The 25,085-nt window shown below is 43.0% G+C and carries 22 protein-coding genes; 14 read left to right on the plus strand and 8 right to left on the minus strand.

Going from position 1 to position 25,085, the window contains the following annotated elements; genetic code table 11:
• Positions 1-144 precede the first annotated feature (144 nt).
• From ERX40_RS06875 to ERX40_RS11270, 5 genes are all read left to right on the plus strand, one after another.
• Entirely contained in the window at positions 145-2,562 is a 2,418-nt protein-coding gene (locus tag ERX40_RS06875; protein WP_133417763.1) for an FAD-dependent oxidoreductase, read from the plus strand.
• Positions 2,563-2,573: 11 nt separating this feature from the next.
• Positions 2,574-3,899, plus strand: coding sequence for an MBL fold metallo-hydrolase (locus tag ERX40_RS06880; RefSeq protein WP_133417764.1), 1,326 nt, complete (start codon positions 2,574-2,576; stop codon positions 3,897-3,899).
• A gap of 164 nt (positions 3,900-4,063) precedes the next feature.
• Complete coding sequence (locus tag ERX40_RS06885) at positions 4,064-5,338, plus strand: MFS transporter (protein ID WP_133417765.1); 1,275 nt, start codon at positions 4,064-4,066, stop codon at positions 5,336-5,338.
• A gap of 203 nt (positions 5,339-5,541) precedes the next feature.
• Positions 5,542-6,423, plus strand: a complete 882-nt coding sequence (locus tag ERX40_RS06890) for a PPK2 family polyphosphate kinase (RefSeq protein ID WP_133417766.1) — start codon at positions 5,542-5,544, stop codon at positions 6,421-6,423.
• A 412-nt stretch (positions 6,424-6,835) separates the two neighbouring features.
• The gene (locus ERX40_RS11270) at positions 6,836-7,009 is read left to right on the plus strand and encodes a hypothetical protein (RefSeq protein WP_165980694.1); all 174 of its coding nucleotides are present in this window, start codon (positions 6,836-6,838) and stop codon (positions 7,007-7,009) included.
• 63 nt (positions 7,010-7,072) lie between these two features.
• Here the strand turns inward: ERX40_RS11270 and ERX40_RS06900 are convergent, their stop codons facing one another.
• Positions 7,073-8,461 carry a protein adenylyltransferase SelO gene (locus ERX40_RS06900; protein ID WP_133417767.1) on the minus strand — a complete coding sequence of 463 codons (1,389 nt, stop codon included), beginning with the start codon at positions 8,459-8,461 and terminating at the stop codon, positions 7,073-7,075.
• 129 nt (positions 8,462-8,590) lie between these two features.
• Between ERX40_RS06900 and ERX40_RS06905 the strand changes: the two genes are divergently transcribed.
• The 6 genes from ERX40_RS06905 to ERX40_RS06930 are packed head-to-tail and all read left to right on the plus strand — an operon-like array spanning position 8,591 to position 14,990.
• Positions 8,591-9,049 (plus strand): glycosyl-4,4'-diaponeurosporenoate acyltransferase CrtO family protein, encoded by a 459-nt coding sequence (locus ERX40_RS06905; RefSeq protein ID WP_165980695.1) that lies wholly within the window; start codon positions 8,591-8,593, stop codon positions 9,047-9,049.
• Positions 9,036-10,076 carry a type 2 isopentenyl-diphosphate Delta-isomerase gene (gene fni / locus ERX40_RS06910; RefSeq protein WP_133417769.1) on the plus strand — a complete coding sequence of 347 codons (1,041 nt, stop codon included), beginning with the start codon at positions 9,036-9,038 and terminating at the stop codon, positions 10,074-10,076. Before ERX40_RS06905 ends, fni begins: the two co-directional genes overlap by 14 nt.
• Positions 10,073-11,566 (plus strand): phytoene desaturase family protein, encoded by a 1,494-nt coding sequence (locus ERX40_RS06915; RefSeq protein ID WP_133417770.1) that lies wholly within the window; start codon positions 10,073-10,075, stop codon positions 11,564-11,566. The genes fni and ERX40_RS06915 overlap by 4 nt, the downstream gene beginning before the upstream one ends.
• Positions 11,567-11,578: 12 nt before the next feature.
• Positions 11,579-12,445 (plus strand): phytoene/squalene synthase family protein, encoded by an 867-nt coding sequence (locus tag ERX40_RS06920; protein ID WP_133417771.1) that lies wholly within the window; start codon positions 11,579-11,581, stop codon positions 12,443-12,445.
• The gene (locus ERX40_RS06925) at positions 12,442-13,920 is read left to right on the plus strand and encodes a phytoene desaturase family protein (protein ID WP_133417772.1); all 1,479 of its coding nucleotides are present in this window, start codon (positions 12,442-12,444) and stop codon (positions 13,918-13,920) included. Before ERX40_RS06920 ends, ERX40_RS06925 begins: the two co-directional genes overlap by 4 nt.
• A complete protein-coding gene (locus ERX40_RS06930) occupies positions 13,917-14,990 on the plus strand; it encodes a glycosyltransferase family 2 protein (RefSeq protein ID WP_133417773.1) in 1,074 nt (357 codons plus the stop codon). Before ERX40_RS06925 ends, ERX40_RS06930 begins: the two co-directional genes overlap by 4 nt.
• 22 nt (positions 14,991-15,012) lie before the next feature.
• Here the strand turns inward: ERX40_RS06930 and ERX40_RS06935 are convergent, their stop codons facing one another.
• Together ERX40_RS06935 and ERX40_RS06940 are read right to left on the minus strand one after the other, a co-directional pair.
• The gene (locus ERX40_RS06935; protein WP_133417774.1) at positions 15,013-15,504 is read right to left on the minus strand and encodes a pyridoxamine 5'-phosphate oxidase family protein; all 492 of its coding nucleotides are present in this window, start codon (positions 15,502-15,504) and stop codon (positions 15,013-15,015) included.
• A gap of 64 nt (positions 15,505-15,568) precedes the next feature.
• Positions 15,569-17,314 carry an acyltransferase family protein gene (locus ERX40_RS06940; RefSeq protein WP_133417775.1) on the minus strand — a complete coding sequence of 582 codons (1,746 nt, stop codon included), beginning with the start codon at positions 17,312-17,314 and terminating at the stop codon, positions 15,569-15,571.
• A 161-nt stretch (positions 17,315-17,475) separates the two neighbouring features.
• Here ERX40_RS06940 and ERX40_RS06945 point away from each other — a divergent pair, with 161 nt between their 5' ends.
• Positions 17,476-17,730, plus strand: a complete 255-nt coding sequence (locus tag ERX40_RS06945; RefSeq protein ID WP_133417776.1) for a hypothetical protein — start codon at positions 17,476-17,478, stop codon at positions 17,728-17,730.
• Here the strand turns inward: ERX40_RS06945 and ERX40_RS06950 are convergent.
• Both ERX40_RS06950 and ERX40_RS06955 read right to left on the minus strand, forming a co-directional pair.
• Positions 17,714-18,289, minus strand: coding sequence for a TetR/AcrR family transcriptional regulator (locus tag ERX40_RS06950; RefSeq protein ID WP_133417777.1), 576 nt, complete (start codon positions 18,287-18,289; stop codon positions 17,714-17,716). The two genes, ERX40_RS06945 and ERX40_RS06950, sit on opposite strands and share 17 nt — an antisense overlap.
• A gap of 119 nt (positions 18,290-18,408) precedes the next feature.
• Complete coding sequence (locus ERX40_RS06955) at positions 18,409-19,194, minus strand: TerC family protein (RefSeq protein WP_133417778.1); 786 nt, start codon at positions 19,192-19,194, stop codon at positions 18,409-18,411.
• Between the two features lie 323 nt (positions 19,195-19,517).
• On the opposite strand from ERX40_RS06955, the gene ERX40_RS06960 reads away from it, so the two are divergent.
• On the plus strand, positions 19,518-21,518 hold the full coding sequence (locus ERX40_RS06960) for a catalase (protein ID WP_133417779.1): 2,001 nt from the start codon (positions 19,518-19,520) through the stop codon (positions 21,516-21,518).
• 37 nt (positions 21,519-21,555) lie between these two features.
• On the opposite strand, the gene ERX40_RS06965 is transcribed toward ERX40_RS06960, so the two are convergent.
• The 3 genes from ERX40_RS06965 to ERX40_RS06975 all read right to left on the minus strand — a co-directional run bounded on the left by ERX40_RS06965 (position 21,556) and on the right by ERX40_RS06975 (position 24,572).
• A complete protein-coding gene (locus tag ERX40_RS06965) occupies positions 21,556-22,641 on the minus strand; it encodes a hypothetical protein (protein WP_133417780.1) in 1,086 nt (361 codons plus the stop codon).
• Between the two features lie 132 nt (positions 22,642-22,773).
• The gene (locus ERX40_RS06970) at positions 22,774-23,955 is read right to left on the minus strand and encodes an NAD(P)/FAD-dependent oxidoreductase (RefSeq protein WP_133417781.1); all 1,182 of its coding nucleotides are present in this window, start codon (positions 23,953-23,955) and stop codon (positions 22,774-22,776) included.
• Positions 23,952-24,572, minus strand: coding sequence for a DedA family protein (locus tag ERX40_RS06975; protein ID WP_133417782.1), 621 nt, complete (start codon positions 24,570-24,572; stop codon positions 23,952-23,954). The genes ERX40_RS06970 and ERX40_RS06975 overlap by 4 nt, the downstream gene beginning before the upstream one ends.
• A gap of 162 nt (positions 24,573-24,734) precedes the next feature.
• Between ERX40_RS06975 and ERX40_RS06980 the strand changes: the two genes are divergently transcribed.
• The gene (locus tag ERX40_RS06980) at positions 24,735-25,067 is read left to right on the plus strand and encodes a hypothetical protein (protein ID WP_165980696.1); all 333 of its coding nucleotides are present in this window, start codon (positions 24,735-24,737) and stop codon (positions 25,065-25,067) included.
• The last annotated feature ends 18 nt before the right edge of the window (positions 25,068-25,085 follow it).

Below are 25,085 nucleotides of genomic sequence, written 5' to 3' on the forward strand. Positions count from 1 at the left end.
TTCCTTTCTTAATGGTTCAGTGCTATTACTATATACCCCCACCCGTATGAAAGTCAATAAAAAAATACTGTGTGGGGTATTTGACATTTCTGATTATTCGTATTATGATACCCCCATAGGTATTAAAAACAGGAGGAAATAACATTGAGAAAAATAGTGATTGTCGGTGGTGTCGCAGGCGGCGCTTCCGCTGCAGCAAGACTCAGAAGATTAAACGAACAGGACGATATCACATTAATAGAACGCGGCACATATGTATCGTTTGCAAACTGTGGTCTTCCATATTACATCGGCGATGAAATCAAGGACAGAAGTAAATTGCTGATTCAGACACCTGAACTGATGGAAGAGCGGATGAATATCAATGTACTGACAAGTACAGAAGCTGAGAAGATCGACAAAGATAAACAGCAACTACTGATTCGTTCAAATGGGCAGGAGAAAGTACTGGATTATGATGTGCTGATACTGTCGACAGGTGCAAAACCGATTGAAATTCCAGTTGAGGGTAAGGAACAGAATCATGTCTTCACATTAAGAAATATCCCGGATATGGATAAAATCAAAAGCTATATTAAAGATAAAAGTGTCAAGACAGCAACAGTTGTCGGTGGGGGATTTATTGGTCTCGAGATGGTAGAGAACCTGCACGCGTTAGGTATTAAGGTGTCACTTTTCGAACTCGGTGACCAGGTCATGCCGGGTGTAGACCCGGAAATGGCAGCACCGTTACATGAACATCTTGTGCAGCAAGGTGTAGATTTAAGATTGAAACAGTCTATTACAACGATTGATAAATCAACTGTTACCACAAACACGAATGAAACATTGCCGGCAGATATGGTCATCATGGCGATCGGCGTGATGCCTGAATCAACTCTTGCAGAAGAAGCAGGACTTGAACTCGGCATTAAAAAAGCGATCAGAACAGACGAAGTCTTCCAGACGTCTGACGCCAATATTTATGCAATCGGTGATGTGGCTGAAGTCACACACAAAATCAGTGAGCAGCCGACCCATATACCGCTTGCCTGGATTGCGAACCGTCAAGGCCGCTTACTGGCTGATCACTTGAATGGTAAAACATTCGAACCGCTTAAACCACTCGGCACTGTAGTAGCAAAAGTGTTTGATCTGAATGTTGCCAGTACAGGCTTAAATGAAAAGACGTTAACACAGCTCGGTAAGAAGTATCATGTCATTCATGTTTCAGGTCAGTCGAATGCCACTTATTACCCAGGTGCTACTCCGATGACAATCAAGGTCATCTTCAGTCCGGACGGCCAGATTTACGGTGCACAGATTGTCGGCCGGAAAGGTGTCGATAAACGAATTGACTTAATCGCCAGTGCGATGACATTCAATCAGTCTGTGATTGATCTGCAGAAAATCGAGATTGCTTATGCACCTCCGTTCTCGTCAGCAAAGGATCCGGTCAATATGGCTGGATATATCGCAGAGAATGTGCTGAACGATGCCATGAAAATGATGCAGTACGATGAAGCAGAAGCATATAGTCAGCTTATTGATGTACGTGAACCGATAGAATATGAGATGGGAACAATCGGTTCTGCGAAGAATATTCCTCTTGGCACATTAAGAGAACGCCTGGATGAACTGGATAAGTCAGAACCGGTCGCTATCTTCTGCCAGGTCGGACAGCGTGGTTATAACGCAGCACGTATTCTGAAGAATAATGGCTTTGATGTCATCAATGTGGACGGTGGCTATAAGCTCTATAAACAAGTGAATGCAAGTCCACAGACCAAGACAGTAGCACAGAAAGAATCGAAAGAAGAGGGAGAAGAAGTGAAAGAGAACAGACGATTTATAGAGGCGAGCGGCCTGCAGTGTCCAGGTCCTATCCTGAAAGTAAAAGAAAATATGGATGAGATGCAAGACGGCGAGCAGCTCGAGATTCATGTGACAGACTTCGGCTTCTGTACAGATATCGATGCCTGGGCAAAAGCGACGGGTAATACAGTCATCAGCAATCAGACTGAAAATGGCAAAGTGAAAGCAGTCGTGCAAAAAGGAAAGAGTCTGCCGGTGAACGTCATGGATGACTCGCAAGGTCATCAGCTTGTTGAAACGAAAAACGGTGCGACAATGGTCGTGTTCAGCGGCGATCTGGACAAAGCACTCGCATCTTTCATCATCGCAACAGGTGCTGCGTCATATGGTAAGGAAGTCACGATGTTCTTCACTTTCTGGGGACTGAACGTCATCAAAAAACCAGGTATGAAAGCGGCAAAAGAAGGACTGGATAAAGCATTCAGTCAGATGATGCCTAAACATGCGGGTAAATTACCGATCTCTAAAATGAACATGGGCGGGATGGGTGCACGTATGATCCGTCACGTCATGAACAAGAAGAAAGTGGATTCACTGGAAACAATGATCGAGAAAGCACAATCAATGGGTATAAAAATGGTTGCCTGTACGATGAGTATGGATATTATGGCCATCTCAAAAGAAGAATTGATTGATGGTGTGGAATATGGCGGCGTTGCAACCTATCTCGGTGATACTGAGAAATCGAATTTAAATCTATTTATTTAAGGAGAGATTATATGTATTTCAAATCATTTTTTAATCAGCCACTTGCACAGATGTCCTATTTAGTCGGTTGTCAGAGGACGGGGGAAGCAATCATCATTGATCCATTGCGTGATCTGACCCCATATATTGAAACAGCTGAAAGTGAAAACTTAGCAATCAAATATGTCACAGAAACACATATCCATGCAGACTTCGCATCAGGACTGCGCGAGACGGTCAGCCGTCTCGGCGCGAAAGCTTACGTATCAGGTCTCGGTGGTGACGACTGGCAATACAAAGAAGTGGAAGCAGAGCGTTTATCTGAGGGGGATGTCATCGAAGTCGGTAATGTAAAGCTGAAAGTGATACACACACCAGGTCACACGCCTGAGAGCATCAGCTTCCTGCTGACTGATAATCAGTCCGATATTCCGATGGGCTTATTCACAGGCGATTTTATCTTTGCCGGTGATGTCGGCCGTCCCGACTTACTTGAGACAGCAGCGGGTATCAAGAACTCTACTGAAATCGGTGCGAAAGAGATGTTCCGGTCATTGAAGAAGACAGACGAACTGCCCGATTACATTCAGATCTGGCCAGGCCATGGTGCAGGAAGTGCCTGCGGGAAGTCACTCGGTGCAGTGCCGATGACAACATTAGGATACGAGCGGATCAATAACTGGGCCTTCCAGTATGCCGATGAGGCAGCATTCATCACAGCGCTGACAAGCGAGCAGCCGGAACCGCCTCACTACTTCAAGGAGATGAAACGCATCAATCGCGATGGTGTCGCGCCTTACTCTGAAGAAAAAGTGATGCCGTTATCAGCGCTTACAGATGATATGACTATTGATCTGCGTACGAAGGAAGTATTTGCCGAGAATGAGAGCAAGGGCATCAACGTCCCTTACAATAAGAAATTCCTAAGCTTTGCCGGCTGGTATCTGGATTACACTCAGCCGCTGCAGCTTATCGGTAATTTCGAGGACGTACAGCAGGCAGCAGATGAACTGAAGATGATTGGTTTCGACAATGTCGCGGGTTATTTACCAGGTAATAAAGTAGAGGGAAAAGCCTACAACCAGATTGAAGCTGAAGACTTCAAAGTCCTTGATAAGTCTGAGTTGAATATTCTCGATGTCCGCACGCAGAAAGAATGGGACGCGGGTCATTTTGACCAGGCGGTACACCTTCACTTCGGCAAACTTCTGACAGAAGAAATTCCTTTCAATAAAGAAGAGGAAATTTACGTTCACTGTCAGTCAGGTGTCCGCAGTGCAATTGCGATGAGTATACTCGAAAATCAGGGTTATACGAATACAATTAATATTAAAGGTGGCTATGCTGCAGCCAAATAAAAACAGAAGACTTGAAGAACACCTTTTCAGGCATATTCTTGATATATGAGAAAAACCTCACAATTTATTTGTGTGGTTTTTTTATGGGAAGGTGGAACGGCTTTATTTTTTTATCTAATAATCTATAATGAAAGAGATTATATAACGGTATAAAAGGAGCCTTTATGAAACGTGACATTAAATTACTGCTCTCCATTCCGGTCTTGAGCTGGGCGCTTTATGATTTCAGCAACACGATTTTCAGTGCGAATATCATTACTTTATTCTTCCCGCAGTTTGTCACTGAACAATTAGGTGTCAATCCAGTTCAGGAACAGATTGCCTCCACCTGGATTGCCTATGCGTCAAGTATAGCAGCCTTCTTCCTGATTTTACTCAGCCCGCTCTATGGTGTTTACATCGACCGTACCAACAAAAAGAAGAAGTGGATCATTATCTTCACTCTGATTGTCTTTAGCTGTACATTTCTGATGGGTTACCTGAATCAGCTGGAAATGCAGGAGACGCTGTTCGGTCTGCCGTTGCCATTTCTGCTGATTATCGTGCTCTTTACAGTTGCAAAATTCACTTATAATTCCAGTCTTGTTTTTTACGATGCGATGATGAGCAGCCTTGCGCCGAAAGAAGATCACTCAGTCATCTCAGGCTTTGGAGTGGCGCTTGGTTATCTCGGGACACTGGTCGGTGTGCTCAGTGTGATGTGGCTTGTCGGCACCAAACATCCAGCTGAGACGTTTATTCCGACAGCAATCATGTTTCTGGTCTTCAGCATCCCGATATTTATTTTCGGTAAAGATGGCAGTAAGCAGGTGAAGCCTGTTAAAGGAAATGGTTATCGCGAAGTACGGGAGACCTTTCAGCTTGCTAAGAAAGAACCAGCTATCTATATCTTTTTAATCGTCTATTTCTTTCTGAATGATGCTCTGGCGACCGCCATCAGTATGATGCAGCCGTATGCGACAACTGTCATCGGATTCTCAAGCAGTGCATTTATCGGTATCTTTATGATAGCGACGGTATTCAGCATTATCGGTGCATTTATCTTCGGCTATATCGCAAAGCATATCGGTTCAGCAAAAGCACTGCAGTGGGTGGCACTGGTTCTGATGATTGCGCTTATCCTTGCGAGCTTGCCGTTACCGAAGGAATGGTTCTATCTGTGTGCAATATTATTTGGTATCGCCATGGGTTCCATCTGGGTCATTTCACGGACGCTTATCATCGAACTGTCGCCTGCAGAGCATGAAGGACAGTTCTTCGGTCTCTTCTCTATGAGCGGCAAGTTATCCGCTGTCTTCGGTCCCTTTATGTATGGCACGATTACATGGCTGCTGAGTGATTATGGCCCGTTAGCAAGCCGTATAGCGATCCTCTCCCTTTTTGTGATGGCATTAGGTGCCTTCCTGCTGCATTTCCGGGTGATTAAATTATTAAAATAAATCGTACTGTTTGAAGGGAGAGCATATGCTTCTCTCTTTTTTTTTATGGATTTTTAGTTATAATGAGCAGAAAAGGAGGACAGATACTGAATTCATTTATTCTGCTGAATGATGTCATTAAAATTACTTCTATTATACGGTAAGTCAGATATGTTTAATCACATGATTTTATAGGAATAGTTACGGAAACAGGAGGTAATAATATGGATATTGAAAAATATAGAGTACCGGTTAAATCTGAAATTAAACTTAAAAGTTATCCGACTTCTGAAGACAAGAAGAAAGATAATGATGATATAAGAGATAATGTCATACCTGGCCTGGTATCTGAATTAAAAGAATTACATCTCAAACTTCATGCTGAAGAGAAAAAAGGGATACTTGTTGTCCTGCAGGCACTTGATGCAGCGGGTAAGGATGAAACAATCAGCTATATCTTCTCTAATCTTAATGCACAAGGGCTTAAAACGACATCCTTCAAAAAACCATCCGATGAAGAAAGTAAACATGACTATATGTGGCGGCTGCATGATGGACTGCCGGCACGTGGTGAAATCGGTATTCTGAATCGTTCGTATTATGAGGAGGTCATTGTGACACGAGTGCACAATCTGATTAAAGATTTCCATGTACCTGATGATAAAAAGAAAGAGGAAATATGGGACGTGCGTTATCGTCAGATTAATAATTATGAACAATATCTTCATGAAAACGGTTTTCATGTTGTCAAGTTCTTCTTCAATATGTCGAAAGATGAACAGCGTGAACGTCTGCTTGAACGTATGAAAGATCCGAAGAAGAACTGGGAGTTTTCTTTCAATGACGTTAAGGAGCGAGAATACTGGAATGAGTATCAGCAGACTTTTGAACATATGCTGAACCAGACTTCTACGTCTCATAGCCCGTGGTATATATTGCCCGCTGATGATGAATGGCATGCAAGACGCCTGGTCTCAGAAATTATGATCAGTGTGCTGCAGGAAATCAGTCCTGAATTTCCAGAAATCACAGGTGAAGATAAAGAAACACTGAAGGAATATATCAAAAAGCTGGAAGATGAAAAAAATGAGGAGGTTCCTGAATGACGTTCAAGGGTTTTCTTACAGATTTACCTGATGATCAAAGAAATCAGCTAAATGAAATTATTAGCTGGATTGAATAAAATGATTCAGAACTTGAACGTGTCGTCAAATGGAATCAGCCGATGTATCAGCATCATGGTACGTTCATTAACGGTTTTAGTGTCTCAAAAAACACAGGGCCGTTGTGCCTGAAAAAGTAACACTCGCTCGTTTTAATGAAGAAGTTCAGGCTGCCGGCTATTCCCGAACCGTAACGTTGTTCCGTATTAAGTAGGATGAACCTGTGAACTATGTGCTGCTGGACGAGCTGATAGATGATAATATTGAAGATAAAAAGGATGGTCAGACATTCTGGCGAAAATAAAATTGTATCCGCTGCAGGATACGATTTTTTCTGTCAGGAAAGATGACGGTAATGATCAGAAAAGCAGGGCCAGATGACCAGAAGGGTGGTGGGCTGAACTATGAGGTACTGCAGGATATGAGTGAACGCATGCTTGGCGTCCGCACGCAACAGGAAGCGGTTAATCAAGGATTCCTTCCAGTTCTATCGGATGAAAAATCCATTAAAATAAAACCTTCGAATTGAATTCGAAGGTCTGGTGATTATTTTCTGTTTTTAGCGTGTGTTGATCTCTTAAGCCTTAACCCCTTATGTGCCGCAGAAAGTCTGAAAAACTTGCTCAGAATCTTCAGCTGGTGTCTTGTAAATCGCAGGATGCTGGTCGTTATATGGGTCTTTAACGACACGCAGCAGTTCCTTGAAGAACATCAGATCCATGCTGTTCACAGCTTTTTCAACGAGATGATTTCTCGGTATAACAGCTGGATTCACTTTTTTCATCAGTTCATACGGCGAATCCTCATGCTGAATACGTGTCCGCCAGTTTTCTTTCCAGCTATCCAGCGCTGCATCAACCGGTTCGTGAAGAGATAGTTTTCTGAAAGTCTGAGTGAAGTCCAGTTCAAGGTCCTCCATGACTGCGAGCAGCTCGCCGATCAGTTCGCGGTCCTCTTTCAGAGGGTCAGCAATGCCTATTTTTGCTGCCATTCCTTCAGTCCAGTAGCGGTCAAATGCAGTTTCGTACGAGGAGAGCGCCTCTTTGGCTATTGCGATGGCTTGCTCAGTATCTGTGTTCAGTAAGGGCAGCAGACATTCAGAGAATCTGGCCAGGTTCCACTGGCCGATTCCCGGCTGGTTATAATAAGCGTATCGACCTTGCCGGTCTATTGAACTGAAGACAGCTGCACGGTCGAATGCGTCCATAAAAGCGCAAGGACCATAATCAATCGTTTCACCGCTGATCGCCATATTGTCCGTGTTCATCACGCCGTGGATAAAACCGACGCATTGCCACTTGGCAATCAGTGCCGCCTGCCGGTCGATAACTGCATACAGAAAATCGATATAAGGTGTCTCTGACGACTCAAGTTCGGGATAATGGCGCTGAATCGTATAGTCAGCGAGTGCCTTCACCTGGTTGATACGGGCTGCGTACTCAAACGTTCCTACCCGGATATGACTAGCTGCGACGCGAGTAAGCACAGCACCTGGAAGACGTGTATCGCGCTGAACAGATTCACCTGTTGATGTCACAGCAAGGCTTCTCGTTGTTGGAATGTGCAGTGCGTGCATGGCTTCACTGATGATATATTCTCGCAGCATCGGACCGAGCGGTGCACGACCATCTCCCATACGCGAGAAAGCGGTGCGGCCGGAACCTTTTAACTGTATATCGAAACGTTCACCACTCGGCGTGATATGTTCACCGAGCACAATGGCTCTGCCGTCACCGAGCATCGTGAAATGACCGAACTGATGACCTGCATAAGCCTGAGCAAGAGGTTCTGAATGAGGTATCCTGCTGCTGCCAGAGAGCTCTTCGGCACTGCGCTCGACCATCTCAGCATCCAGACCTAACTGGGCAGCCAGTGAATCATTGACAAGCAGTACTGCTGGTGCTGACACCGGATTCAGTTCAGTCAATTCGTAGAAGTCTGTCGGCAGCAAAAGGTAAGAATTATCAAAATTAAACTTCATATTAATGTTCACTCCTTATAGTTATCATGACAATGTTTGAGGGTAAAATAAAGTAATTCAGAATATAAACGTTTAAAATAAACTTGAAAGGATACAAAGGTGAAATTATTCAGATTATTTATCCGTAATATGTTTGCCTGGTTCACTATTCAGATGACAATATCTTATCTGATGATGAAGCTTCCTGTATCTTATTTCGTAAGAATGTCTCCGCTCTTCAGGTCTTTCAAATGGGAGCAGCAAGGTGAGGTATGGCACAAGCTATTTTCAGTGAAAAGCTGGAAAGCTCATCTGCCGGACAGCTCCATTATTTTCAGTGCCAGTTATAATCACCGGGAAATAGGGAATACAGCAACAAAAACACTTCAAAGTTTTAACGGCGAGACAAACCGTGCTGAACTGACACACTGGCTCTCCCTCTTGTTATTCCCTTTATTTTATTTATGGAACCCTAAATGGGCAGCCCGCATCAATGTTTTATATGCGCTGCTCAGCAATCTCCCGTTTATTATCATACAACGCTATAATCGACCCAAAGTCCAGCGTTTACTTGCTAAAAGGAAAGGAAGAGGATATGACACAACGTGAACAACGAAAAGATGATCACATAAGGCTCGCTCTGAATCATCCTGAGTCCCCCTCAAGTTTCGATCAGATTCATCTGGTTCATCGTTCTATTCCATCTATCAAGCAGACGGATATCTCATTGCATACCCATATTTCGTCACTATCATTTGAGCATCCTATTTATATCAACGCCATGACCGGTGGAAGTAAGTGGGCTGGTGAAATCAACCATAAACTGGCAATCGTTTCACGTGAAACGAATATCCCGATGGCAGTTGGATCCATGCATGCTGCTCTTAAAAATCCGGCGCTCATACCTACTTATCAAGTCATCAGAGAGGTCAATCCGAACGGTATCGTCTTTGCAAATATAGGCGCCGATGTACCTCTGGACTTTGCACAGAGAGCGATAGATATGATACAGGCTGATGCGCTGCAGATTCATCTCAATGCGCCGCAGGAAGTGGTCATGCCGGAAGGTGGACGAGATTTCGCTGACTGGCTGTCCAATATAGAGGCAGTGGTGAGAACAAGTGAAGTACCTGTCATCATTAAAGAAGTGGGCTTTGGGATGAGCAGTGAAACATTGGCGCAGCTCAAAGCTATCGGCGTAAAAGCAGCAGATATCAGTGGGCGCGGTGGTACTAACTTCGTTTATATTGAGAATGAACGACGTCCTGGAAAAGATCAGTCCTATTTGAACGACTGGGGGCAGACAACACCTGTCTCCTTGATGGAAAGTATGCCTTTTCAGCATGAGATGGATATCCTCTCAAGTGGTGGAATCCGGACACCGCTTGATGCGATTAAGTCATTTGTCCTCGGTGCAAAAGCAGCAGGTCTATCGCGCACAGTTCTGAATGAACTCGAACTGAAAGGTGTAGAACCGACGATAAAAATGATTGAACGTTTTAAAGCCCATTTGACGGATATCGCTCTTATACTTGGCGCAAAAGATATGACGGCATTAAGAGAGGTACCTTATGTATTATCACCTGAACTGGAATCATGGCAGAGACAACGTAAACAGAGAGGACGGAATTTATGAAGAAAATCATTGTCATTGGGGCAGGCGTTGCAGGACTCGCGTCTGCAATCCGTCTGCAGCACGCAGGCTATGAAGTCGAGATATTTGAGAAAGAAGGCATGCCGGGCGGTAAAATGCATCGTATCAGACAGAAGGGTTATGAGTTTGACCTGGGGCCGACAATCGTGATGATGCCGGAACTGTATCGCGAGGTATTCGAACTTGCAGGTCGGAATGCCGATGACTACATCCCGATGCAGAAGCTGACACCGATGTATAGCGCCTATTTCAAGCAGGGAACAGAGAAACTGGATGTATCAAACGACCTTGTCCAGCTGATGGAACTGTTTGAAGGCGTTGACGAAAAAGATGCAGAGGGATTCCTGAGGTATATCAGTGACCTCTACCAGCGCTTTAATATTGCAAAACATCACTTTCTGCAGCGCCCTTTCAGGGAGGCGAAGGATTTCTATAATCTTTCGACCTTGAGGCAGGGACTGAAGCTGCGGACACTCGGCAGCGCTGAGAACAGTATGTCAAAATACATTAAGGATAAAAGGCTGCGGGACATCATCAGTTTCCAGACGTTATATATCGGTATATCACCGGCCAAGAGTCCGTCATTATACACAATCATCCCCATGATTGAGTTTTTATATGGCGTCTGGTTCATTGAAGGGGGCATGCACCGCATGGCGACTGCGATGGAACAGCTGTTCAGAGAACTGGGCGGCACCATTCACTACCACACTCCTGTTGAAGAGATCATGATTCATAACGGGCAGGCGACAGGCATCAGAACGGCTGCCGGCATGTTCCATGCAGATTATGTGATGTGCAATGCCGATTTCCCTTATGCCAAAAAACATCTTGTCCAGAATCAGTCGGCAAAAGGTAAATATACAGATGACTATATTGATAAAATGGCTTATTCCTGCTCGTGCTTCGTCCTGTATCTCGGCATGGACAGAAAATATGATGAAGTTGAAAATATGCACAACTTTATTTTCTCAGAAGATCTGGATGATAATATCGAGCAGATTTTTGATGGACGCAAACTGACAGATCCGTCTGTTTACATGTACATCGCTTCCAAGAAAGAACCGGCGATGGCACCTGCCGGTAAAGATGGACTCTACATTCTGATGCCGGTATCTGAGCTCTCAACTGCGAAGTATGATTGGGACGATGATACGGTCTCCTATTACCGTGAGCAGGCACTTTCTAAAGTAGAGAAGCTGCCGGGCATGCATAACATCAGAAATGAGATTGTGACTGAAACATATGTCACCCCTAAGGAATTCAGAAAGAAGTTCAATGCTTATAACGGTGCGACGTTCGGTCTGCAGCCGACACTTCTGCAGAGCAATCATCTTCGTCCGCAGAGTAAAGCAACAGACTGTGAGAACTTATATTTCACAGGCAGCAGTACGCATCCTGGAGCAGGCGTACCGATTGTTCTCCTGTCCTCTAAAATAGCGGCAGGTGAACTGATGATGGATGATGAGTGAAGGAGAGAGGGTATGCAGATAAATGAGGATTATGATTACTGCAGACAGATTATTAAGAGTCATTCAAAGAGTTTCTATTACGGTTTCAGTCAGCTGCCGGAGGACGAAGCGAAAGCAGTCTACGCTATTTATGCATTCTGTCGTACAGCGGATGATATCGTAGATGGAAATGAATCTGAAGCAGAAAAAAGAGAAGCACTTCAACTCTTGCTGCAGCAGATTGATTCATTTGAACACGGAGAGCAGATTGACCATCCAATGTGGCGTGCACTTGCTGACGTCCGAAATAAATTTCCCCTTGACCTCGCCATGTTCCGTAAACAGGTGACAGGTCAGATGATGGATCTTGATTTCAGACAGCCGGCTACGATTGAAGACTTGTATCACTATAGTTCTCACGTTGCAGGATCAGTTGGAGAGCTTCTGTATCCGATACTGGCAGGTCAAGACACTCAGGCAGGCAGAAAAGCAGCAGATAATTTAGGTATAGCGATGCAGATAACGAATATATTACGCGATATCGGTGAAGACCATCGTGAAAAGCAGCGTATTTATATACCGAAAAGTATGATGCAGACCTATCAGTACACGGAGCAGAATCTGATCAATCAGGAAATAAATGAGGCATTCATCGTGATGTGGGAAGCGCTGGCGCAGGATGCAGAGGACCGCTACAATCGTTTTTATCCACACCTTATTGATTATAACCGTGAATCAAGACAGCCCCTTTTAGTGGCCGCACTTATCTATGCGGAGATATTGAACGAAGTCAGACGGAATAACTATAACTGTCTGACTCGACGTAATAAAGTCAGTCTGATCAGCAAGAAGAAGATCAGCACCATCGCCTTGCAGATACTGAAGGAGGAGCACACATGAAGAAAGTGATTGTCATAGGAGGAGGGCTCGGCGGATTGTCTGCCGCAATAACACTGAGGCAGCAGGGGTTCAATGTCGAACTATATGAAGCAAATGCCCATTTAGGAGGTAAGTTGAATCGCCTCGAACAGGATGGCTTCGGCTTTGATCTCGGTCCGTCCATCCTGACGATGCCCTATATATTTGAACGCTTGTTTGAGCGCAGTGACAGACGTATGGAAGATTATCTTACAACAGTCCGTCTCAATCTTGAATGGCGAGGCTTCTTTGAGTCAGGACATGTGTACAACCTGTATGGTGACCTCAAGAAGATGAAGGAAGAAAATAAACATCTAAGCAGAAAAGATATGAAAGATTACCGCCGATTCCTGAAGTATGCCGGAAAAATACATGAAATGACTGAAATCAGTTACTTCGACAAAGGTATCGATTACACTTGGCCGCTTATTAAACACCATGGGCCTATTCAGGCATTAAGAGGCTTCGATTATTTCCATACGATGCAGGAAGGGATTAATAAACGCGTGAAGAATGAGGAGTTCCGAACCATGCTCGGTTACTTCATTAAGTATGTAGGTTCATCATCATATGACGCACCAGCTGTTCTCAATATGATGATTCATATGCAGCATGAACAGGGCGCATGGTATGTACCGGGCGGTATGCATAAAATAGCAGAAGCACTGGTCAGACTGGGTAAGGAAATCGGGGTCCGCTTCCACACAAATACGAAAATTATCAGAGCAGAAGTAGCCAAAGATCGAATTTCCAGTGTCATAACGGATAAGGGTGAGCAACTGTCAGCAGATTACTTTATCTCCAATATGGAAGTGATACCGTTCTATGAGAAAATGCTGGCAGCTCCCCCTGACATCAGAAGACAGAAAGAAAAGTTCGAACCTGCAAGTTCAGGTATTGTCATGCATATCGGTGTTGACCGTGAATATCCGCAGCTCGCTCATCATAACTTCTTCTTCTCAAAGGACTCAGAAAAAAATTTCAGACAAGTATTCCACGACAGAATACTGCCAGATGATCCGACCATCTATCTGGTCAATACAAATAAGACTGACCCTGACCAGGCACCCTCGGGACATGAGAATATCAAGATTCTGCCACACGTCCCGTTCATCCAGGATACACCCTTCAGTCAGGATGATTACCTCGCTCTACGGGAAAGAGTGCTGATCAAGCTGGAGCGTATGGGCCTGACCGATTTAAGAGAGCATATCGTCACAGAAGATTTCTGGACGCCGGTGGAAATTGAAAAAACGTACGGTTCAGATAGAGGTGCCATATACGGGACGGTCTCAGATAAGAAGAAGAACAAAGGATTTAAGCATCCTAAGAAAAGTGAGCACTTTGATAATCTGTATTTTACAGGCGGTACCGTCAATCCAGGTGGTGGCATGCCGATGGTAACGCTGAGTGGTCAGCAGGTCGGTCGAATGATTCAGGAGAAAGAAGAGCAGTGATCATCCCTGTACTGTTGATTATTCTTTCAGTGTGTGCCGGGCACTTTGTCTTCAGCCGGAAACCTTATATCAGTCAGAAAGAGCCATATTCAGCCGCTGTGACAATCATTATTCCCGCTAGAAACGAAGCTCATAATCTGCCGCATCTTCTGACATCGTTGTCCCGGCAGGAAACGGACTATCAATGTCTCGTCATAGATGACGGCTCCACGGATAATACGGTAGAGGTCGCCCGGCAATACGGAGCCAGGGTCATCCCTTATGACCATTCCCTGGCCTGGCAGGGCAAATCAGCGGTCTGTTATTTCGGAGCAGGTTATGCAGAGGCCGACCTTCTCTTGTTTCTTGATGCAGATATTACTTTAGATCACGAACATGCCCTGAGGGATATCATTTCTACATATAACGGTGGACTTATCTCAATCCAGCCTTATCACAGGACAAAGCAGCTATATGAACAGCTGTCAGTATGGTTCAATGTGCTGACGATTGTCGGTCTCAATAAGTTTGCTGCTATTCAGAACGATGACGCAGCTGCATTCGGACCTGTCGTCCTTTGTTCAAAAGCACACTATTTTATGACGGGTGGACATTACGGTGCGCGTCACCATATTATTGAAGGGTTCGGTCTGGCACATCTCTTCAAGCAAGCGGAACGACCTGTCACTGCATTACTTGGTAAAGAGACAATCAGCTTCCGCATGTATCCGGAAGGACTCCGGGCGATGTCAAAAGGCTGGGCGAAGCACTTCGCGTCAGGGGCTCAGGCGACAAAGCCATGGGTGATGGGTGCCGTTGTGATCTGGATGCTGGGCAGCGTCTGCAGTATGCTTTTTTTCGCCTGGAGCATCACTCAGTCATTCTCTGCAATGCTTTTTGCTGGCCTTCTTTATCTTTTCTATACAGTTCATTTCCATATACTTAGCAGAAGGACAGGGACTTTTACATTCATGACAGCCCTTCTCGCGAGTGTCGCTTTCTTTTATTTTATCTATGTTTTTACATGCTCCTGGATCAATACGTTCATCCTGAAGAAAGTGGAGTGGAAAGACCGTAATATCAAGCTATAAAAAAAGAGCCCGAGGGCTCTTTTTATAATTCTACTGTATCATTCATGCTTTCATCTTTTTCTTTATCTTCGCCCTGGAAGAGACGCTTGAAGCCGTCAATCACAGTTTTAGCTGTCTGATCAGTACTCCAGTATTCTGCTGATTCAGCTTCCACTTTGAGTAAAATCACGTTCGGGTCATCATATGAAGTGTGAAGGAAAGCTTCCATTGCCTTGCTCCAGTATTCTTTCTTCTTCGCATCATCTTCAACGATATGAATCGTACCGGAGATTGAAGCGTAGCCTTCTTTAGCAAAAGATACATTAACACGGTTATCTTTTTTGATTTCTTCAGCTTTTTCCGTATCCTTCATTGTAAAGAACCAGAGATCAGCATCCTGTTCTAAATGCTTGTAACCCATCGGACGCGAAACCAGCTTGTCACCTGAGAGAGTTGTTAACATTGCAATATCATTTTTCTCAAGCAATTCGTATAGACGTTGACGTTTTTCCTGATTTGAAAGTTGTTCTGTCATACTAACACCTCCGTAGTTGATACTATAAGGTTAAAGTATTTATACGTAAGATTCAATTGATATGCTATTTGATGGAAGACTTGAACAAGTCTGTCATCGCCTGAATCCCCGGATATTCAAGGTGTATTCCATCATAGGCGAAGTATTCCGGGTGATTCGTCGATACAGCATACCAGTCAAGAACTTCAACATTCTTACGGGAAGAAGCAGCTTCTTTCATCAGACTATTAACGTGAGACTCATAATCACGTGGTACACGCGTTGTCACTAAATAGATCTTCGTCTTATCAAATTTATCGAGTAGCTGGTTCAGCTGTGCTATCTCGAAGTCACCATTTGTCCCAATAAAGAGAACAACAATCTGTCCTTTTTTATTCAAGTAGCTGTACTGGTTGGCTAGTGGGATTGCTTTATAGATGCTGCGACCTACTTCACCGTCCACTGTTGCGTTCGGGTACAGCTCTTTAAGATTAAGATTGATATCCACGAGAATGGAATCGCCGATGAACAGAGGTGATAAGTATTGAGTGTCAGGCGATTCAGCGGTTTCCTCAGTCCATTTGACCGGAGCTAGAATTTTGGGACTGGATAGATTACCGGTTGTCTGTGCTATGTAGACTTTTGGTTCGATGGATGTCTTTTCAGAGAAGAAATTAAATCCGGCAAAACCTAGTAAAGCCAGCAGTATTACAACAATAGGCAATCGGTTAACCATTCTATTGAAGCGGAAATAGGAAAGTCCTTCTCTTCTGAACGGCGTTTCTATGAAGTGATAACTGAACCAGGCGAACAGAACAGTTAAAGCAATTTCAATGACATAAGCATATGCAGGTAACTGGCCTTTAACAAAATGATGTTCGACCAGAACAATGATCGGGTAATGCCATAAATAAAGACTGTATGATAAACGTCCGATTGCCGTCAGTAATGGCAGACTGAGCAATGATTTCAGCAGACTATCAGGATGAACGCATGAAGCTATCGTTGAAATCGTCATCAGACCCAGCATAAAAAAGCCGCCCTGATAGAGAAATCCACTAGATTCAGAAACCAGATTAAAACTGAACAGCAGAATGACAAAGTTGAGAATACCTACGATTGAAATAGTCGCTTTCATGGATAAAGGCGGATTTTTCTTCAGCCGGCTGGCCGGCCAGATAAAGGCAAGTAAGACACCGAGCAGCATAGTCTGCAGCCGCGTGTCGGTCCCGAAGTAGAGACGAGACACTTGAATACCGGGATAGTAAAGTGTGGCCATCCAGACAGCAGAGATGATTGCCAGTACTGAAAAAGTAATGATTGCAGTACGTCTGGAAAATTTTTTAAGCAGCAGAAGCAAAGCGACCGGGAAGAAAATATAGAACTGTTCCTCGATTGCCAATGACCAGAGATGCTGCAGCGGCCTCGGTTCAAGCGCCTGGAAATAATCCACATCATCAAAGATATACCACCAGTTAGAAACATAAAAAAAGGCAGCGATAATATCTTTTTTTAGCTGAAAAAGAATAGACTGTTCAAATAACACACAATAAGTGAACAGTGTTATCAGCAGAAACCAGATCGCTGGAAACAGCCTTTTGATACGTTTTGAATAAAACTTGAACAAATTGAGTGAACCAGTTTCCTCGTACTCTCTCAGCAGGATGGAAGTAATTAAATACCCTGAGATAATAAAGAATGTGTCAACGCCTAAAAAGCCGCCCGGCAAAAATTTCGGATTTAAATGATAGATGATAATGGAAATGACAGCAATAGCCCTGAGACCGTCAAGTCCTGGTAAATACTGAGTCTTCTTCTTTAATGTAGTCATCTTAACGCCTCTTTTAACATAAATGTAATGCTATTGTAATATAAAAGGAATTTTTTGTTAAGACTTAAAATTAAATTTCTTAAATTATTCACAAAATGCATCTATTATGAAGTTAATTAAAAAAGGGTATAGATATAAAAATCAATAAAGGAGGGAATAGAATGAAGCCTGTATTGGCCTATTACCTACTGCATACGATTCAGCTGCATCACCGGGAACCTTTGACATATGAACAGCTGAAAAATCTTACCGTCAATCCTCTATCTGAGATAGAGGAACAGCATTTTGACGCTGAAATAGCACGCTTGAAGCAGGAAAAGCTGATAACTCTCGATTCTGCTATCACGTTAACTTTCACAGGAGAAGCGGTCCTTCAGCAGCACAAGGCAGACTTGAAGTTTAATGAGGAAGATTGAACTGAGCGGCTGTTAAATGAGTCAGCTGTTCACTCAGTTCTTCTACAGGTATATCATAACCGCTATAAATCCATTGCTCATACGTCAAAAATAGACCGGACAGAAAAAAATTTGCGGCATACTCTTTATTGATGACAGGGTTATAGTTTATCTGCTCAAGTTGATTGATAAAATCAGGCTTTGATAACGCAATACCATTTCTGATTGCGACCAGTCTGCTTTTAGCTGGAATTTGTGCAAAAACGTGATGGTGATCATTAAGAACATACAGGGTCTGGCTGTAATTCTTCTTCAGCTGTTCCAGCCATTCCTGGTGATCATCTGTAACTTTTTCTAAGACTAAGGGTGTAAAAGCAGTCTTGCATAGATAATACACCAGGTCTTCAAAGAGCATGTATTTATCGTGATAATGAGTATAAAAAGTAGAACGTGTGATGCCGGATTTCTGAACTAATGCAATGATGGTAATATCTTCTATTGAAGCTTCTTTTAACATATCATTTAAAGTATTGATCAGCAGAATTTTAGTTTTAGGTAACGATTGAGATGAAGAGATCATAGATATATTCCTTTCATGTGAACTTTTAGCTATTATATCGCAGACAGTCATGCTTTAAATGAGTTTCATATAAGAAAACAGCTCTCAGAAATTTTATGAGAGCTGTTTTGAATTTTTGATTATTGATGGCTTTTCTTTTCTTTTAATTTACCGATTAAGAAGCCGGTAAGTGCAATGGCAATTAATACGGACCAGAAAATCAGCTGCCACTGCCATGAGTGCGGGAAATCATGCGGTAAAACATGGATCTTTTCATGTGCCAGTACAAGAACCACTAACTTAACACCTACCCAGCCGACAATTGCGAACGCTGCTGCTTCAAGAGACGGGTATTTAGCAAGAATCGCAACAAAATAATTGGCAGCAAATCGCATCAGAATAACACCGATCATACCGCCCGTGAACATCACGGCAAATTGGCCGACGTTCATACCCATGAAGTCAGGTCCGACCTGCGGGAGAGTTAATGCAATGGCAATCGCTGCAAGCATGGAATCAATCGCAAAAGCGATATCTGCCAGTTCAACTTTAAGGACGGTCATCCAGAAGCCGCTTCCTTTAGTGGCGTTTTCCTGTTGTTCAGCAGCATCAGGAACAGCTGGTTCATCTGAATCTTTATGTTTGAAATAATCAATCAGATTCTTGATGGACATAAAGATCAGATAAGCAGCACCTAACGCCTGGATCTCCCAGTACTGGGCGAGAATTGCAATCATGAAAAGAGAAATCATGCGGAAGATGAACGCGCCGATTAGCCCGTAGAATAAAGCTTTCTTACGTGCTACCGGTTCTAAATGTTTGACCATAACAGCCATTACGATAGCATTATCAGCAGCAAGCAGACCTTCCAGCACGATTAAGACGACGAGTACCCATAGATAAGAAATTAATATACTTGGATCCATTCAAGGAGCCTCCTCAATTGATTTTTAACAATAAAAAAACCTATGCCAAATATGGATGGCAAAGGTCTCACTGAACAAAGTTCTATAATTCCGGAAAGCAGTTGCCTTCGTGCTGACGAAATGATACCAGAAATAAATCCTGAGTTACTCCTCTTTAATATCAGTCTCCGGTTATTGTTTTCTATATAATACCACAATCGAATAACAGAAAAAATATATAAAGCTTATGAAAAAGAATAGAGATGTTATATATCGGGTTTAGTCGGGTATACAAATGAAGTATAAGTAGTTTTAATAAGAAAATTTGAGGAGGAAATGAACAGATGACTAATGAGAAAGACAAACAGTTACAGGCACACACAGTCGATGTTACTCAACCCGCTCCATTAACAACGAATCAAGGATTAAAGATGGCAGAAGATGAGTTCACTTTAAAAGCAGGTGAACGTGGTCCGTCTTTACTGGAGGATTTTCATTTCAGAGAAAAAATGACGCACTTTGACCATGAGCGTATTCCTGAAAGAATCGTCCACGCCCGTGGATTTGGTGCGCATGGTGAGTTTGAATTATATGAGGACTTAAGCAAGTATACAAAAGCTAAATTCCTAAATGATACCTCTAAGAAAACGCCTGTTTTTGTACGGTTCTCTACAGTAGCAGGTTCAAAAGGATCACCGGAAACAGTCCGTGATGCGCGCGGTTTCGCGACTAAATTCTATACTGAAGAAGGGAACTATGACTTAGTCGGCAACAATATCCCCGTCTTCTTCATTCAGGACGCAATCAAATTCCCGGACTTAGTGCATTCATTCAAGCCTGAACCTCATAATGAAATCCCGCAGGCAGGTACAGCGCATGATACGTTCTGGGATTTCTTCGCTCAGAATCCTGAATCTACTCATATGACGATGTGGACGATGAGTGACCGCGGTATTCCTAAGAGCTTCCGTACAATGGAGGGCTTCGGGGTTCATACATTCCGTCTGATCAATAAAGAAGGCCAATCTCATTTCGTTAAATTCCACTGGAAGCCACTCCTCGGGACGCATTCATTAGTATGGGACGAAGCACAGATTATTGCTGGTAAAAACATTGATTTCAACCGTGAAGATTTGTACGAAGCAATCGACAAAGGTGACTATCCTGAATGGGAGCTCGGACTTCAGATCTTACCTGAAGAAGATGAATTTAAATTCGATTTCGATATCCTTGATCCGACTAAAGTATGGCCGGAAGAAGACGTACCGGTTCAACGTATCGGTAAAATGACTTTAAACCGCAACGTTGATAATGTGTTCGCTGAAACAGAACAAGTCATGTTCAGTCCAGCACACGTTGTGCCGGGTATTGATTTCAGTAATGACCCGTTGTTACAAGGCCGTCTCTTCTCTTATACAGATACACAGTTATTGCGTTTAGGGGGTCCGAATTTCCATCAGATTCCGATTAATGCGCCGATCTGTCCGTTTGCGAACAATCAGCGTGATGGCTTACATCAGCACCAGATTCATAAAGGCATGACAAGCTATCATAACAATGCCATCAATAACAATGAACCGCATACAACACCTGTTGAAGAGGGCGGCTTTGAACCTTACTATGAACGCATTGAAGCCCATAAAGTACGTGCAAGAAGTGAAAGTTTCCTTGATCACTGGTCACAGGCTAAAATGTTTCTGAACAGTTTATCAGCACCAGAGCGTCAGCATTTAACTGATGCCTTCAGTTTTGAAATCGGTAAATGTAAGTTAGACTTCGTCAAGCAGAACGCGGTCAATAACTTGAATAAAGTCGACAGAAAACTGGCTGAGGAAGTGGCACTGCGTGTAGGTGCTGAAGTACCGACAGCTGATGAAGAGTCTAAAGAAACACAAGCTTCTAAAGCATTAAGTACTTTGGATACAGTTAAAAAACTGGATACATTATCAGTAGCCGTCTTTGTTACAGCAGATTCAGATCCAAAACAGATTGAAAGCTATGTGAAAGAGTTGGCTGCGAATAAAGTGAATTATAAATTAGTATCCGACCGTGCAATGAAACTAGGGGACCTTAAAGTCACTGAAACATTTGACACAGTCCATTCCACATTATTCGATGGTATCTTAGTTGCAGATGCAGTCGAACCTTTAATGCCGCCAGTGAAAGATTCAATTGAAGCGGCTAATCGTCACTACAAGACAATCGGTTATACACAAAAAGTAGGATCCTTGATCACTCAGACAGCTGTTAAAGAAGGGCAGCCAGGTATTGTCTTAGTAGGTGCAGATTTAAAAGACTACTTAAACAATTTAGTTGAACAACGTCACTGGGCACGAAAGCTTTAAGAGTTCATAGAACGCAAAAAAGGATTAATCATCATGATTAATCCTTTTTTACTGCCTTTATCTCATTGATAGTGACAATTTTGTTCATTTTGATGGAGCGTTTCATCTCTTCTTGCTGTATAGCCATCTCTTCAATTTCCAAGGGCGTGTGACCTGCCAGTATCCATTGTCTGGTGTGATTGAACATATTACGGTAAAGTCTGTTAAACGTCTGTCTTTCTTCGCGTGAAAAAAGCCCTTTAATCAGCTCGCCTATTTCTTGAGAGGCACTCTCAAAGTCAGGTGCACCCATTGTATAAACTTGTATGCCTTCGATCAGGTGATCCCACTCTTCCGGGGATAGAGATGTATTCTTCTTCAGAAAATTCACCAGTATCTTCATCTCCGGTGTCTGCAAGTGATGATCCGGCCCTATGTAATCATATACTTCTCGTGGGTCCTTAAATTCATAGTAAGGAAACTGTTTTAAATCATGGAAATCATTTTTATCCTCGACCCATGAATCCAGTAATGAATCGACGATATAACCTTCATAGACGGACATATCGTAAATAGATAAAAAGAGGTCGATACTATCCGGCTCAAAAGATTGCCGGTAAACTTTCTCATAATGTGATTCAAGATGGTCACGGGACACAAAGCCATAAAGCATCAGATTGCTTGTAATAAACGTCAGATCCTGCTCATATTTTTCTTTTTTATTTTCAATCGTCTGCATGGGTAATTGCAGCAGAGATGTGTAGGTGTCATGAGGAATAACTAATTTTTCGTCAATGTCAAATACGATAAGAGCTGCTGTCATCTGTTCCATATCTTCCGGTGCAAGATTCAGAACATTATGTTTGGCTGATAAAGCATCCTGCAGCAAGCGGAACTCAGATTCATTTTGAATGAGCATCTCATAATAAAGACTGTCTTTCTTATGAAAGCGCTCAGATAATAAGGTGATTAATTCATTCTTGGAGGTTTTCTCATCGAACTCAAGTTGATAGTACAGGGCACTGTCTCGAAGATAGTCGAGAGACAACTTCTGTAAGAGTTGATCGAATGATTGATTATCATACGTTTCTTCATACGCACTTAATATTTTTTTATTAAAAGGGGTCAGGAATTTACGGAACATCAGGCCACTTCCTTTATTTAGTGTATTAATAGTATTGTAACTAATTTCAGGAAATGAATATAGTAGAAATGATATTAAGCGATTTCTCGTATGATACAAAAAAGACGCCTTTTATGGACGTCTCTCTTCTCTTTAGCTTCTTCCTTTCAGCATGCCTTGCCAGTACATCAGTGGAATGCCTCTTTTCTTCAGCTGATAAAGAAGAGGATTTGTTTTAGACTGGTCAATCGGCATGGATTCTTTCGGTTTCATATCGTAACCGAATTCTGCCATAATAGCCTGTCCATATTCAGTTGCAATCGGACAGACAGTCAGCCCGTCATAGCGAGCTTTTAATTTCTTTCCTTTGATCTGAGCAATCAGATTTTTTGCAAGAACAGGTGCCTGCTTGCGAACTGCAGCACCCATTTTAACAGTCGGTAAATTCGTACAGTCACCCAGTGCAAACACATTTTGATGGCGGACATGCTGCAGTGTATACATATCAACGTCCAGCCAGCCGTTCTCATCACTTAAGGAAGACTGCTTCACGACATCTGGTGCACTCATCGGTGGTGTGACAAGCAGCATGTCAAAAGGCATGCTGTATTGTTCGCCTGTTCTCAGATTCTTGAAAGTCGCCATCTGATTCGGACCATCAACCGCGATGAGGTCATGCTGTAAATCATAACTGATCCCCTTTTGTTTTATGTACTGCTCAATCTGTCTTCTATATTTTTCAACAGGAAAGAGTGTATCATGTGCATTCTTCAGTATCAGGTCAGGTCGATTTTTTTTATTCTTCTTGAAGAATTCATCAAATGTGAAGAGAGAGTTTTCTGGTGCCACGCCTCCTTTAATAGGAGTGGCAGGTTTAGTAACAATGACATTGCCTGTTTTCACCTTTTTCAGTGACTGATAAGTATAGTCGACATAGTCATATAGATAATTGGTGCAGACCTGATTTTTGCCGAGTGTTTCAGTCAGACCATCAATCTTATCAAAATCAAGCTGGATACCGAGCGCTACAACCAGATATTCATAGTTGAGCTGACTGTTATTATCCAGACGAATGATTCTTTCAACGGGCTGGATAGCGGTCACTTTCTGCTGAATAAAGTCTGCACCTTTCGGGATGACTTTTTTCATTTTTTTACGTGTATGTTCTTTAGTTTCAGCACCGCTACCGACAAGTGGCCAGGCAGGCTGATAAGCATGATAATCTGCATGGTCAACGATAAGGATATCTTTGATACCTGCCTTAACTAATCGGCTGGCTGTTGAGATACCCCCTGATCCGCCACCTAATATAACGACTTTGTATTGTTTACTCATGATTGTTCCTCCTTCGGTTTTCTGTTGAATAGATAAATGATGAATACGAGCAGACCCAAGCCCATCAATATATAGAAGGATGTTGAATATTTATCAAAGGTATGGACTACCTGTTCCCAGTTCTCTCCGAGTGTCAGACCCAGGTAGATGAGAACAGCATTCCAGATTAATGTACCAGCCGTTGTGTATAGCGTGAATGTCAGTAGATTCATGCGGTTGAGACCTGCTGGAACTGAAATCAGGCTGCGCACAAGTGGGACGAAACGACATAAGAAGACAGCAATTCCGCCGTATTTGTTAAACCAGTTGTCTGCTTTATGCAGATCAGCTTTTGTCAGACGGAGGAATTTACCATAACGTTCAACGATTGTCTCCAGTCGTCTTAAACCCAGCACTCGGCCGAGATAATAAAGTAATAAAGCGCCTGCCACTGCACCCAGTGTGGAGGCGACCAGCATGCCGATGAAACTGAGTTGAGGTGACTGTGTCACCATAAAACCACCGAATGTTAAAATCACTTCTGAAGGGATGGGAGGAAATATATTCTCGAGTAAAATTAAAAGGAATACACCGATGTAACCGAACTGCTCCATTACATTCATAATCCACTGCTGCATAGTAAGCTCCTTTAACTGTATTTATACCCTGAGTGTAACGAATCAGTCATCTGAAAGCTAATATTACGATATTTTACAGCACATATTCAGGATGAAAAATAGATGTGATGGGAAACTTATTAATGGGTATAGATGATAGACAATAAAAGGAGGTCATTTAAAATGGCAGAATTATTCAATGAATCAGAACTCAGTCCGGCAGAGAAAAGAGGACCCGGCGTTGTCGGCATTATCGAATTTGCAGTGGGTGATCAGAAGGAATTCACCGGGGAATATATCCCGACTGATATGCGTTTCTTTATGGTGGCGGATATGAATGGACAGCCTTATCAGCGCGTAATCAGCTATGATGATATCAAAAGTGTTGAAGTGGAAGACAGTGCAGTGACGGTTCATTTTGATATGGGGCCGATCAGAATCCGTGATATCGGCAACGGGACGGCACAGGTTTTTGCGGACTTCGTGGACGAACAGCTGGGAAGACGCAAAAAATAAAAAGCCCCGCGGGGCTTT

The organism is Macrococcus carouselicus (assembly GCF_004359515.1).
In the GTDB taxonomy this organism is placed as follows: Bacteria; Bacillota; Bacilli; order Staphylococcales; family Staphylococcaceae; genus Macrococcus; species Macrococcus carouselicus.